17 protein-coding genes are annotated in these 13,081 nt (G+C 29.5%); 12 read left to right on the top strand and 5 right to left on the bottom strand.

Annotated features, from left to right (window positions below; all coding sequences use genetic code 11):
* Window positions 1–133 precede the first annotated feature (133 nt).
* Window positions 134–646 carry a redoxin domain-containing protein gene (locus tag Q0873_RS08545; protein ID WP_299106094.1) on the top strand — a complete coding sequence of 171 codons (513 nt, stop codon included), beginning with the start codon at window positions 134–136 and terminating at the stop codon, window positions 644–646.
* A gap of 55 nt (window positions 647–701) precedes the next feature.
* Window positions 702–2,855, top strand: coding sequence for a peptidase domain-containing ABC transporter (locus Q0873_RS08550; protein WP_299106096.1), 2,154 nt, complete (start codon window positions 702–704; stop codon window positions 2,853–2,855).
* 84 nt (window positions 2,856–2,939) lie between these two features.
* On the opposite strand, the gene Q0873_RS08555 is transcribed toward Q0873_RS08550, so the two are convergent.
* From Q0873_RS08555 to Q0873_RS08570, 4 genes are all read right to left on the bottom strand, one after another.
* The gene (locus Q0873_RS08555; RefSeq protein ID WP_299106098.1) at window positions 2,940–3,755 is read right to left on the bottom strand and encodes an alpha/beta hydrolase-fold protein; all 816 of its coding nucleotides are present in this window, start codon (window positions 3,753–3,755) and stop codon (window positions 2,940–2,942) included.
* 62 nt (window positions 3,756–3,817) lie between these two features.
* Window positions 3,818–4,336 carry a helix-turn-helix transcriptional regulator gene (locus Q0873_RS08560; protein ID WP_299106101.1) on the bottom strand — a complete coding sequence of 173 codons (519 nt, stop codon included), beginning with the start codon at window positions 4,334–4,336 and terminating at the stop codon, window positions 3,818–3,820.
* Between the two features lie 17 nt (window positions 4,337–4,353).
* Window positions 4,354–4,803, bottom strand: coding sequence for a hypothetical protein (locus Q0873_RS08565; protein ID WP_299106103.1), 450 nt, complete (start codon window positions 4,801–4,803; stop codon window positions 4,354–4,356).
* Window positions 4,804–4,862: 59 nt separating this feature from the next.
* Window positions 4,863–5,288 (bottom strand): hypothetical protein, encoded by a 426-nt coding sequence (locus Q0873_RS08570; protein WP_299106105.1) that lies wholly within the window; start codon window positions 5,286–5,288, stop codon window positions 4,863–4,865.
* A 275-nt stretch (window positions 5,289–5,563) separates the two neighbouring features.
* Between Q0873_RS08570 and Q0873_RS08575 the strand changes: the two genes are divergently transcribed.
* On the top strand, window positions 5,564–6,316 hold the full coding sequence (locus tag Q0873_RS08575; protein WP_299106108.1) for a ThiF family adenylyltransferase: 753 nt from the start codon (window positions 5,564–5,566) through the stop codon (window positions 6,314–6,316).
* Window positions 6,317–6,319: 3 nt separating this feature from the next.
* On the opposite strand, the gene Q0873_RS08580 is transcribed toward Q0873_RS08575, so the two are convergent.
* Complete coding sequence (locus tag Q0873_RS08580) at window positions 6,320–7,081, bottom strand: LuxR C-terminal-related transcriptional regulator (protein ID WP_299106111.1); 762 nt, start codon at window positions 7,079–7,081, stop codon at window positions 6,320–6,322.
* Between the two features lie 169 nt (window positions 7,082–7,250).
* On the opposite strand from Q0873_RS08580, the gene Q0873_RS08585 reads away from it, so the two are divergent.
* The 9 genes from Q0873_RS08585 (at window position 7,251) to Q0873_RS08625 (ending at window position 13,072) form a co-directional block, all read left to right on the top strand.
* Window positions 7,251–7,937: a hypothetical protein gene (locus tag Q0873_RS08585; RefSeq protein ID WP_299106114.1), complete on the top strand. Its 687-nt coding sequence runs from the start codon at window positions 7,251–7,253 to the stop codon at window positions 7,935–7,937.
* An 81-nt stretch (window positions 7,938–8,018) separates the two neighbouring features.
* Window positions 8,019–9,398: a radical SAM protein gene (locus tag Q0873_RS08590; RefSeq protein WP_299106115.1), complete on the top strand. Its 1,380-nt coding sequence runs from the start codon at window positions 8,019–8,021 to the stop codon at window positions 9,396–9,398.
* A gap of 131 nt (window positions 9,399–9,529) precedes the next feature.
* Window positions 9,530–9,664 carry a hypothetical protein gene (locus Q0873_RS08595; RefSeq protein WP_299106116.1) on the top strand — a complete coding sequence of 45 codons (135 nt, stop codon included), beginning with the start codon at window positions 9,530–9,532 and terminating at the stop codon, window positions 9,662–9,664.
* An 84-nt stretch (window positions 9,665–9,748) separates the two neighbouring features.
* Window positions 9,749–9,883, top strand: coding sequence for a hypothetical protein (locus tag Q0873_RS08600; protein ID WP_299106116.1), 135 nt, complete (start codon window positions 9,749–9,751; stop codon window positions 9,881–9,883).
* 97 nt (window positions 9,884–9,980) lie between these two features.
* Entirely contained in the window at window positions 9,981–10,118 is a 138-nt protein-coding gene (locus Q0873_RS08605) for a hypothetical protein (protein WP_299106117.1), read from the top strand.
* Window positions 10,119–10,218: 100 nt separating this feature from the next.
* Entirely contained in the window at window positions 10,219–10,356 is a 138-nt protein-coding gene (locus tag Q0873_RS08610; protein ID WP_299106118.1) for a hypothetical protein, read from the top strand.
* Between the two features lie 157 nt (window positions 10,357–10,513).
* Complete coding sequence (locus Q0873_RS08615) at window positions 10,514–10,663, top strand: hypothetical protein (RefSeq protein WP_299106119.1); 150 nt, start codon at window positions 10,514–10,516, stop codon at window positions 10,661–10,663.
* 68 nt (window positions 10,664–10,731) lie between these two features.
* On the top strand, window positions 10,732–11,913 hold the full coding sequence (locus Q0873_RS08620) for a site-2 protease family protein (protein ID WP_299106120.1): 1,182 nt from the start codon (window positions 10,732–10,734) through the stop codon (window positions 11,911–11,913).
* Between the two features lie 19 nt (window positions 11,914–11,932).
* On the top strand, window positions 11,933–13,072 hold the full coding sequence (locus tag Q0873_RS08625) for a hypothetical protein (RefSeq protein WP_299106121.1): 1,140 nt from the start codon (window positions 11,933–11,935) through the stop codon (window positions 13,070–13,072).
* The last annotated feature ends 9 nt before the right edge of the window (window positions 13,073–13,081 follow it).

Below are 13,081 nucleotides of genomic sequence, written 5' to 3' on the forward strand. Positions count from 1 at the left end.
TTGAAATATTTACATTAATACAGTTTGGTAAGTTTTTATTAGATAACTAATTAATGATGGTTGAAAACCCTTATTAAATTACAATTTTTCAGACTACTTAGGTGTCTTTAATTTTTAATGACTTGAAAAAATAATGAAAAAGAAAATTAGATTAGTTTTAGGTATAACTCTATTTACTATTGTTACTCTTTTGGGGTATAAAATAGTAAATAAGCTTATTCATAAAAAAGAAGTAACTGAACGTACTAAAGTTTTACCAAGCTTTTCTTTTAGTAATCTTAAAGGAAAAATTTTCACTCGAAATAACTTGAGAAATATACCTACAGTTTTTATTTATTTTAATTCAGATTGTGATTATTGTCAGTCAGAGGCGATTAAAATAAAACAAAGGTTAAATGAATTTGAAAACATACAATTAGTTTTTATCTCTTTTGAATCAAAAAAAGAAATTGAACAATTTGCAAAGAGGTATGAATTAAATAATAAAGAGAATATTGTATTTCTAGAGGATAAGAAAGCAGAGTTCTCTGAACTTTTTGATGTACATTCAATACCATATGTTATTGTTTATGATAGTAATCATAAACTTCTCAAAAAGTTTAAAGGAGTAACTAAAATTGATAATATTTTAAAAGTTTTGAAATAGAGAGATTTTATTAATTATTAAAACGAATACCCTTTATTGGAAGGTTTAGATTTATATGAATAAGAAATTAATTACAAAATTACATGTATTGCAGCATGATCAATCAGATTGTGGAGTAGCATGTTTACTTTCTTTGATACAATATTATGGAGGAACAAATTCTTTAGAAAAGTTAAGAGAGTTAAGTGGTACAACTAAACAAGGAACTACACTTTTAGGATTGTATCAAACGGCAAATAAAGTAGGTTTTACTGCCGAAGGAAATGAAGCAGATATACAAGCGTTAATAGATCATAATAGGCCCGTTATTTTACATGTGATAATAGAAGATAAATTACAACACTATGTGGTGTGTTATGGTTATGAAGATAATCAATTTATCATTGGTGATCCAGCAAAAGGTATTGTTAACTATTCTAAAGAAGAGTTGGAAAAAATTTGGATTTCTAAAACTTGTTTAACTTTAACACCAAATAATAGTTTTGTAAAAGAATCAACAACTAGAAAATCAAAAAGAGTATGGTTTATAAGGCTTCTCAAAGAAGATAAAAAATTGTTAATAATAAGTGTTGTTTTGGGTATTGGTATTGCCTTGTTAAGTATGGCAATGTCTGTGTTCTCTCAGAAATTAATTGATGATATTTTACCTTCTCAAAATACAAAGAAATTAATTTTTGGTATTGGGTTACTAACTTTTTTATTGTTGGTAAGAGTTGGTTTCACTGCTTTAAGGGAATTGTTACTTATAAGACAATCTAAAGATTTTAATAACCGTATTATTGATTCTTTTTATTCCTCACTATTACATCTACCAAAGCCTTTTTTTGATACTAGAAAAATAGGTGAATTAGTGGCAAGACTAAACGATACTAATAGAGTGCAAAAAGTAATTAAATTCATAGCCAGTAACTTTATTATTGATGTTTTAGTGGTATTAGTTTCCTTTGGTTTTTTGTTTTTTTATTCATGGAAAGTCGCGATAATAGCCTTAATAAGTTTACCTATTTACTTCCTTATAGTTTATAGGTTTAATACTAAGATTATTCAGTCACAAAAAGAAGTGATGCAAAGTTATGCACTAAGTGAGAGTAATTATATTAGTTCTATGCAAGGTATAGCAACAGTTAAAAATTTTAACCGTCAATCATTTTTTCAAAAACTAAACCAATTAGTATTTGGCAATTTACAAAACAAGATAGTTGATTTAGGGAAAATTAATGTGCGTTTGGCATTATTATCAGGAGTTGCCGGAGTGTTGTTTTTAATGGCAATTTTAGCATATACATCTTTTCAAGTGTATAATAAGCAAATGCAATTAGGTGAATTAATGGCAATTTTAGGTATTGCAGGTTCTTTATTACCTTCTATTACTAATTTAGCATTGGTAGCAATTCCTATTAGTGAAGCAAAAATTGCTTTCAATCGTATGTTTGAATTTACATCTATTGAAAAAGAAAATCAAGGAAATGTTAATCTTCAAAATTTTGAGTCATTAGAGTTTAAAAATTTATCTTTTCGTTTTGCTGGAAGAAGTGAACTATTAAGAAATGTTAACCTTTCAGTTAGAAAGGGAAAATTAACTGCTATTGTAGGAGAAAGTGGAAGTGGTAAAAGTACATTAGGACAGATAATCCAAAAGTTTTACGATTTTGAAAGTGGAGAAATTGTAATAAATAATACAAGTACATTAAGAGATGTAAAACTTGATAATTGGAGAAGCTTGGTGGGGATAGTACCACAAGAAATTACCATTTTTAATGGAAATGTATTAGATAATATTTTATTAGGAAAAGAAGACAAACCAGAGAAGGTTGTTAGCTTTTGTCAAGAATATGGTTTTGAAGAGTTTATCAAAGGTTTTCCGCAAGGATATGCTACTATATTAGGTGAAGAAGGAGTAAATTTGTCGGGAGGACAAAAGCAAATTATAGCTTTGGCGAGAGTATTGTATAAGAAACCGCAATTGCTTATCCTAGACGAGGCTACCGCTGCAATGGACAGAAAAACGGAAAAATTTAGTATAGAATTAATTGCCAAGTTAAAAAAGCAAATGGGAATTTTGTTTATATCTCATCGCTTGGAAACTTTAAAAAAGTATGCAGATACTATCTATGTACTAGAAAATGGAGAAACTAAAATAAGTGGGAATCATTTAGAGTTATTAGAAACTTCTAATTTTTATAGCGATTATTGGAAGGAATTAGTTTGATAAAGTTTAGTTAAAAATTAATTTTTGATAGATTAAGTTTATAACCAAAATACCTTTAACTAGTCAAATTAAAGGTATTTGTAGTTAATGTTTTTCACTCCAAATATTCAAAGCTTTTGGGATAGAATAATAAGCGTTGGTTCCATGAGTGGCCAATGAAGTATAATCGTAATGAACTTGTAATGGCTTAGAATCATTTCGTTTTAAAACTTCTATAACTTTATTAAATCCATTTTTCATTTTGTTGTTCTCATTTTGACCAATACTTAAATACACAAAGTTTTTGGAGGAATTTGTAGCTAAAAATTCATCTAACTTTTGTGCTATGATATTATTGCCTCTCCAAAAAGCAGGACTATAGCAGAAATAAGCGTTAAAAAGAGAAGGGTTTTCTATCAAACTATACATAGCAAAGAGCCCGGCTCTTGAGTTACCAGAAATCATGTTGTAGTGATTTGTTCGGTAGTTTTTGGTAATTAAAGGAATGACTTCATGTTGTAAAAATTTCAAAAATGCGTCTGCTCCTCCAGGTTTTGAAGAATTTTGAAGGATGTATGGAGGCGTAAAATCTTTATGTCTATTTTTATTTACGATACCTACAATAATCGATTCAGGAAAATGTCCGCTTAAACTTAGTATGGAAGTTGCGTTTAAGACATCTCTATCATGAGAAGTAGCATCTAAGGCGTAGATCACTGGATATTTTTTAGCAGTGTTTTCAATATAACTTTTGGGTAAGTGTACCAATAGTTTTCTTTTCTGTTTTAGAAATTCAGAATTAATAGTCTCAGTATGATCTGCATTTAATTGGGCTTTTTGAGATTGAATTTCAAAGAGTGTTAGTATAGTGATAGCAGTAACGAGTATGCTAAGTACAATGGAAATTATAATTTTTTTCATGTCTCAATGATTGTTTTAATGTTTGAGACAAAGTATTTAAAAGGAGCAGAGCATCAGGGTTTTTAATGGTGGCTTTTAGGTGGCTTTTGCATTTTAGATCTTTTCACAATTGATAATCCTGCAAAGAAGTTAAACAGTATAAAACCCATGTACAAAATTTGAGGTGTATTTATTTGAGCGTAGATTTTTTGTCCTGTAACCAAATGTGTTATAAAAGGAACTACAAATAGTAAAATAACAAATAGTATAAATGAAGAAATCTGAAGAAATAACAGCTTGTTTATAATTGTTTTGTCTTTAGATTTTGACATTAAGAGATAAACGATGTTCGTTGGAGGAAGAAAAGATAATACTACCGATAGCAATGTTACTTGTAAACTATTTTCGTGTTTAAAATCTTTGGGTAATAAATCGATTTCTAAAATCTCTGACAACACACTCAACGTATGAATTCTAGGAGTTACTTTCCCATTTTCAATTCTCTTTACGGTACTCAGTGCTAAATTGGCTTTATCGGCTAACATTTGTTGTGTAAATCCCTTAGCCTTTCTTGTACTTACAATTTGTTTTGAAATGTCCATAGTCTTGAGTTTTTATGCTAATTGGTTGTATTTAAATTTCCATAAAACGATCTGGGTGAAATCCATGAATAAAACCCTCTTAAGAAGAGTTTCCAGTCTTTTTTAAATAGATCATTCCAGTACTGTTCTTTAGGATACACTATTTTGTCTGTCTTTCCATAATGGTCTTCATACTCAAAATGACCCCACTCGTTATGAATGGGATTTAGGTTGAAGTATTTTTCAAATTGATTACACCCTTCTGTTCCAAGAACTGAATCTGGAATTGGATAAATATTTCCTAGTAGATCTATGATTAGAATAAAAAACACTTCATCATCTAATGCCAACCTCGGACTAAGTCCTATTAGTTTTATATTTTCAAGCTTTATCTTAAATGACTTACAAAACATTGCACTTCCAATTTCCTTTGTAGAAAATTCTGTGAATATTAATTCGGTAGTCGTTAGTTTAATTCCTGAGTCCATTTTTAAGTGTTCATTGCATTGGTATACGAATATACCTAAAAAGAAAAAGTGTTCTATTCTTATTGCTTTAACAAAGCACGTACAATTCCTGTTCTATTGTAATAATCATAAAAAGAGATATAAGGATTTATTTCACCAATGAGGCTTTCAATTTTTTGATATGTACTTGAAAGAGATTTGTAATATTCTAAAAATGTCGAAGGAGAAATATCCAATTCTTTACTCCATTCAAGAATGTCTTCGGTTTCATTAAAAAGTTTGAGTGAAATAAGAATAAGCAGCCAATTTATTAAAGCATTAGTATTTGAAAAATCACCATACTCATCTTCAATAAGAATTTTAAAGGTTTGTTGATTAATGGACACATCCACAAAGAAAAGATCACTTCTTACGAACTGTTTTTCTCCAGAAATAGCTATACTGTTATTCTCAAAGTACTGTTTGAGTTTTTCTATTGCTGGGTATTTGGAGGTATCATTATTCATTTCAATCTAGTTATACCATATGGCGCATTTAAAATTAATGAAATTTTCTGTTTAGATATCTATGTTGGTATTAATTTTATGCGTTCTTCGAGCTAAGATTTTTTCTTTTTAAAGAGGAATTTAATCGTTTTTATCTTGAGTAATTTATTGGTTTTGTCTAGATTTAGGAACGAAAAAAATAATTAGCATTTGACCTCATTTTTTTATAAAACTACCTTTTAGTGTAATAAGAAAACAATGCACTTGGTATACTTTTGTAATAAATCTAAAATATAATGGAAACAACATATAGTAGAAATCGAATCTATATAAAGCCAGACGAGCAAGGAGTAATTAAAGATTATTCTATTTTACTTGGTGGCTGTGGTATAGGAAGTGTAATTGCAGAATGTGCATTGCGCTTAGGCTTTGAAAAAATAACCATAGTAGATGGTGATAAGGTAGAACTATCGAATCTTAATAGGCAAAACTATGTTAAGGAAAATATAGGGGTTGATAAAACCGAAGCTATTAAGGAAAGATTGTTATCTATTAATCCCAATGCGGAAATTACAATACACAATTGTTTTATTGACGATGATAATATCGAATCGATTATATCAGATCATAAAATAGCAATAAATGCACTTGATTTTACTTCAGATATTCCTTTGAAGTTTGATGAATTGTGTAAAGAAAAAGGGATCCCTGTTTTACATCCATACAATCTAGGATGGGGAGCTTTGGTGGCAGTTATTTCTCCACAAGGATTAACCTTAGATTCTATTGCTAAAGACGACGAGAAGTTTAATGAGGTTAAGATGGTAGAATATGTAACGAGCTATATGAAGTTTTGGGGAAAGCCTCAAAAATGGATTGAAGATATCGTGGAAGAATATAAAAAAGAGAAAGAGGTATTACCTCCTCCTCAGTTATCAATAGCTTCATGGTTAGTTGCATCTGTTTGTACACATATATTGTTCAATATTGCAACAGGAAAACCAGTAAAAACGTTTCCAGAATTTTATATGTCAACAATTTGTGACTAAATATTAAATAAGCTTATTGTTCGTGGCAAATGAGATCGCTTCCGTTATATTGGCCACTTCAAGCTTATCAAATAGTTTTTTTCTATGGAATTTTACAGTATCGGGTGACACAAATATTGTTTCTGCAATTTCATTTATTTTAAATCCCCTAGCAGAATACTGTAAAATTTCTTTTTCTCTATTTGTTAATTTTATCTTTTCTCTATTACTCCAAAAGTTTCCTTCTAAATCATACGTGAACATATTATTATCTCCTTGTTTGTAGATTTTTACATTTCCAGAGTTTTGTTCCGTAGAAAGAGAAATAATACAAATGGCTTTCCAAACTTTACCATCTTTACTTAAAAACAATGGTGTTAGTTTCTGATTAATTAGTATTGTCTTTTTCTCCTGGTTTTTTAAATTAAAATCGTAAGAGATAGTGTAAAGAAGTCGCTCTTCTATAGGTAGCTTCTCATAAAAATCAAACCCAGCTGTGTTTATTTTTAATAAAAGATCTAAGTCTGGTTGTGTAACATATTTGAAATAGAAGGCATATCCCATTTCCTTTACCTCTTCAGCAGTATGACCACATAAAAACAAAGGATTGTCAGAAACATATTCAAACCCTTTCTTTTCGTAATCAATAATATAGATACTTTTATAGGTAGTCCTAGCAAACGCTTTTATAGGTGCTAGATAATCAGAAGTTTGTTGCAACTCGTTTTCAGAAATATTATTGACTGTATTCTTCGAAGAGAAAAAGTCATCGATATTCTTGTTCATATGATATTTTTTGAAGGACTAAGACAAATCTAATAAAAATCTGATAAAGGGAAGGGGAAAAACTACACTAAAGTGTAGTTTTTTGATTTACAAGTACTTAACTACACTTTGGTGTAATGAAAAAGGAAGAGGTCATCGATAGTTTTGGGTGTATAAAACAAAAACTATCATGGCTACTAGAAACAATTTTTTACAGATGTTACCTTCAAATGAAATTTTAAACTTAGCTGAATTTGTAGTAAGTGAAAACTTCAAGCATCACACAGAAAATGAATTACCAAGCAACTATCGTTCTGATATAAATTCTATTTATAAAGAAGAACTACGCTTTTTTAATGATTCTCAAATTTATGTTTCTAAAAATTCTCATGGAGCTATTGAAGGAGCTATTAGAGTTTTAAAATGGAATTATGCTGATGTTTTACCAATAGAGAAGATTTTTGGAATTAATCCATTACATGTAGTAGGGATGTCGCCATTAAAATCTATTTGGCACATAGGAAGGTTTGCCATTAAAAAAGAAGCAAGTGATCTTAATCTTTTTAAGAAACTAATGGTTTGCGCTATTGCTCCTATTTGTGAAAGAGAGAACTCAGTAGCCTTTGCAGAGTGTGATAGTAAATTATTAAGAGTTCTTAAAGCTTTAGGTATAGGAGCTACTGTAGTAGGAGAATCTATTAACTACTTAGGATCAGAAACAATTCCTGTATGTATGACTTATGAAGGATTAATCGGTTTTTACAATAGAAACAAGCATTTAGTATCTGATGAATTAAGGTTAAATACTCAAAACTCTTTAAACCTACCCGAAAGTGTAGTTTTTAATAATCAGGACTTTAACTACACTTTAGTGTAATTCAAATAGCTGACTTAGCTCTTAATTTTGAAACCAGAAGCAATTCTTTAAACCAATAAAAACAATACTAACTTTTTAATTATGAAATACAAAATATCTCAATATATCGTAACCTCAGAACCTATTATAAACGACAAGTACAGGTTATTGTATTCAACCGTATCTACTAAGTTGTTATTGTTAAAAATAGAAGACCATTTAAGATTGATTAATAGAGCTTTTGATGAACTTGATCAAGATGTATTACAAAATCTAATTGATGCAAAGCTTATTGTTGACAAAGATTTTAACGAATTAAAGTCAATAATTGATGAGAACAAGAAGGTTATTGCTGACGACAAGACGTTGTTTCAAGTAATTTCTCCTTCTGCAAATTGCCAGTTAGGTTGTGATTATTGCGGTCAAGTTCACTCAAAGGACACACTTACAGATGATTTAAGTGATAAAATCTTAAAAAGAATAACACATAACGTTGGTTTAAAAGATTACAAAGGATTGTTTATTGGATGGTTTGGAGCAGAACCTTTAATGGGCTTAAAAAATATTAGAGCGCTATCGAAAGAGTTTTTAAAACTATCAGAAGAAAGAGGATTAAAATATTCTGCTAAAATGGTAACAAACGGATTAAGTTTAAAGAAACCAATCTTTTTTGACCTAGTAGAAAATCATAAAGTAAAAAACTTCGAAATAACCTTAGATGGTACAGAAAAACACCATGATTTAAGAAGGCATACAAAACTTAAACAGAAAACATTTGACTTAATTTTTAGAAACTTAAAGGAGATTGTTAATGACGAAAGGTTTGATGATTTAAATGTTGACATCGTTGTAAGATGTAATGTAGATCAATCAAATTACATGAGCACATTTGACCTCATGGAATTATTAGACAACGAAAACATCCTTAATAAAATTTCTTTCTACACAGCGCCTATACATTCATGGGGTAATGATGCACATTTAAAATCGCTGTCTTTAGATGAGTATGCACAGTTCCAGATAAAAGAGTTTATAGCACTTATGAATCGTAAACATGAGTTTGCAATCATACCAGGAAAGAAGACTCATATTGTGTGTACAAGTTTAAAAGAAAACGCCGAGGTGTTTGATGCTAATGGAGATGTATACAACTGTACAGAGATTTCTCAAGTTCCTGCATACGAAAACGATGACTTCTTCAAGGTTGCAAAATTATATGATGAATCGTACTCAAACAAAAAGAGACCTTATTCAGAATGGAATGATGAGGTACTCAATGGAGATTTCCCATGTGCTGGTTGTAAAATATTACCTATTTGTGGAGGAGCTTGTCCTAAGCTATGGAAAGAAAATATCTCACCGTGCCCTGCTATTAAATACAATATAGAAGAAAGATTACTACTAGAGTTTTATAAAAACAAAGACAAGTATGTGAGTAAAAAGGATACTCAAGAAAAAACAGTGGTTGCTGAAGCTGTGTAAAAAAGAGAAATAGGTAACCCATTCAACTTCATTCTTGTCAGAGTAAATATCAACAAACGGTATTGCATAGAATTTATATGGAGAAAGGTGAAAATCCAAAAAAGAGTAGCCAAAACTTTAAAACTATCAAAATGAAAGATTTGAAAGAATTCAAAACAGAATTAGATGTAATCGAATTAGAAGAGCGTCTAGAAATGGTAAACATCGCAGCTCAAGAAGTAGAGTCAGGATCAAATACTGTTTGCTGTTGTAGTGATCCAAAGTAATTTGGATAAACACTTTAGGGTGTAATTAATTAGGGAGGAAGGTGAAAATCCGAAAAGAGTAGCCAAAACTTTAAAACTATCAAAATGAAAGATTTAAAAGAATTCAAAACAGAATTAGATGTAATCGAATTAGAAGAGCGTCTAGAAATGGTAAACATCGCAGCTCAAGAAGTAGAGTCAGGATCAAATACTGTTTGCTGTTGTAGTGATCCAAAGTAATTTGGATAGTTAACAAAGAAACACTTCAAAGTGTAATTAATTAGGAGCAAGGTGAAAATCCGAAAATAGAGTAGCCAAAACTTTAAAACAATTAAAAATGAAAGATTTAAAAAACGTAAAAGAAGAATTAAATGTAATCGAATTAGAAGACCGTTTAGAAATGGTAAATGTTGCTGCGGCTGATGCAGTTGAAGCAGGAAGTAACGGAGTTTGCTGTTGTAGTGATCCTCAATAATATAAGTTATTGAGAACAGAACACTGTATAGTGTGATTACATAGGGGAATAAGGTGAAAACCCTAAAAATAGAGTAACCAAAACTTTAAAAATTATAAAAATGAAAGATTTAAAAAACTTAAAAGAAGAATTAAATGTAATTGAATTAGAAGAGCGTTTAGAAATGGTAAATGTTTCTTCAGTTGATGAAGTAAGTGACGGAGGAAACGGAGTTTGCTGTTGTAGTGACCCTGCTTAATCATAGTTTATTATGTGGCATTAATCCGTTTAATGCCACATAAACTAAACTTTTCTTAAACAAACCAAATTATTAATTCTTGTAGCTAATACTAACCAATGGTAAAGACTAGTATTAAAATTATATAAAATGCTACTGTAATTTAAACTTATTTAAAATGAATAAAATAGAACAATTAAAGAAGGAATTTGAAATCACACAATTAGAAGATCGTTTAGAAATGGTCGTTTTTACAGATGTACAAGATGTTGAAGGAGAAGATACAGGACTTTGTAGCTGTTGTGGTATCTCTGGTTCGTCAAACTAGTTTCAAACTAAGTTATAGAATGGAACCAGTACTATAGAAAATTAAATGATTAAAAAATTAAAGAGAAGATGATTGATTCTAGTATTACTTATAAAGAAATAGAAAAGTTTGTAAACGATTCTAAATTAATACATAATGATGAAAAATATATTCTAGTTTATTTAGATAAAATATATTACATAAGAGAGTTTCTTTTTGATTTTTTCAATACGATAAAACGAGAAAATTATAGTACAGCAGTTCAAAAGATAAAATCAGATCAAAATCTCTCAGAAGAAGAAGTCACTGTTTTAAATGAATCGGTAGTTTCATTAGTTAGTGAGTTTCTCGAAGAGAAGGAGGAAAAAAAGTATATAAAATTTTCAATTCCGCTTATTAAAGAACCTTTGGTAAATAAGGTTTCAGACAAACTAAAGTTTTTGTTTAAAGATACCATTTTGTACACTTTATTAATAATTTCTTCAGCAGTAATAAGCTCAGTGTTTTTCTTTGATGTTTTCAATTTTAAAATATTAGAAATATCATCAAACAATACAACATTTAGTTTAATTGTAATTTTATCGATCTTACTTTTTCATGAATTCGGACATGCAGCAGCTTCCTCATATTTTAATATAAGGCCTAAAGAAATAGGATTTGGTTTTTACTTGATCTTTCCTGTATTCTTTGCAAACGTTTCTAAGATATGGGTACTTAAGAAGAAGGAACGAATATTGGTGAATTTAGGAGGTATTTATTTTCAGTTAATAGTTAACAATGTTTTATTCCTTTTGTTATTTCTATTCCCATCGAATAGTAGTTTCATATTAGGTATAATGAAAATAAATGTTTTCGTAGCGCTGTATTCTTTAACACCTTTTATAAGAAACGATGGATACTGGGTTTTTTCAGATTTCTTTGATATACAAAACCTTAACAAGAAAGCAAATTCATTTCCATATTTACTATATGTGTATTTGTTTAAAAATGAGCGAGAAAGTTTGTCAATTCCGCTAGTGCTTTACAGTATAGGAAACTATATTTTCCTTTATCTAATTATTTCCAAGTTTATCATTGGAGCTCCACAAATCTTTCATGAGTTATTTGCGCTTTACGAGCACAATAGTATCAATGAAATAGTGACTAATCATTTTGAAATTCTCTTTAAGGTATTAATCACAGTTTTCTTTCTATATCTAATTGCAAAATCAATAGTTACTTGGATGAAAGACTATATCAATCGAGAACCGGATAAAGTTATACAACATTAGATTATTCAAAACAGACATTATGAAAACACAATATTTACAAAAAATAGATGAGGTTGTAGAAAACACCTCCAAAAGGATAGCAAGTTTAACAGAGCTTGATTCGGTTGAAAGACTTAATTTCTTAAGATTTAAATCAGCTTTAAACTTTATTCATCCAGACATAAACGTTACTACAGATGTTTATAAAACATATCTTTTAAATAGAGAACTCTCAAATTTAGAGGTAGATTACCTTCACTTATTAGAGAAAAACGGTTTCTCTGAGATGTTAGGAAATCCAGATTTTAGCAGAGAAAGAACAATATACTGTTCTTACCATATGGGATCTTATTTATCTATAGGATACTATTTGATTAAGAACAATATCAATTTTACCATCGTAATAGGGGCGGATGATTTTGATAATAAAAAAGAGATGTTCATGAATTCCTATTATAATATTCTAGGTGAAGTGGAAGGATCTACTTCTAAAATGGATATTATCAATGGTCAGAATAAGAACTCAATCATTTCAATGATTAAAAAAGTAAAGAGCGGAGAAAGCTTACTTTTTTATATAGATGGAAGTAAAGGGCTTAAAGAATTTTCACATGAAGATGATAACCTGGTAGAAATAACCCTATTAAAATCGAAACTATTTTCGAGAAAAGGAATCTCATTTCTTTCACATTACTTAAAAATACCAATTGTACCAGTTATTTCTTATAGAGCTAACCACGATGAAATTAAAGTGAAATTCTTGGATGCAATAGAACCTTTTGGAGAAAGACAAGAATATTGTTCTGTAGCAACACAAACCATTTGGGATAATTTCTCAGAAATCTTCTTGAAATATCCATTGCAATGGGAGTCAATTTACTTTATGCATCAATTTAAGGCACCAGTTCCTTTATTAAGACCGAAGTATTTAAAAGCTTCAGAGATCTATACTTTCAATGCAAATAGATATGATTTTTATATCAATGAGAACAACAAAGTAATTTTTGATAATACCAGAGGGAAATCTATCCGATTATCTAACGGTTATATTGATTTCTTATATAAAATTCATGCAAATGAAATTAGTCTTGAGGGGAATGAAGTAAAAGAAATTATTAAAAACGAAGAGTCTATCAATGCTCTAATTGATAACGAGTTTTTGGTAAGTAACACAAAATAACTAATTATC

This window comes from uncultured Tenacibaculum sp., assembly GCF_947498805.1.
Taxonomy (GTDB): Bacteria; Bacteroidota; Bacteroidia; order Flavobacteriales; family Flavobacteriaceae; genus Polaribacter.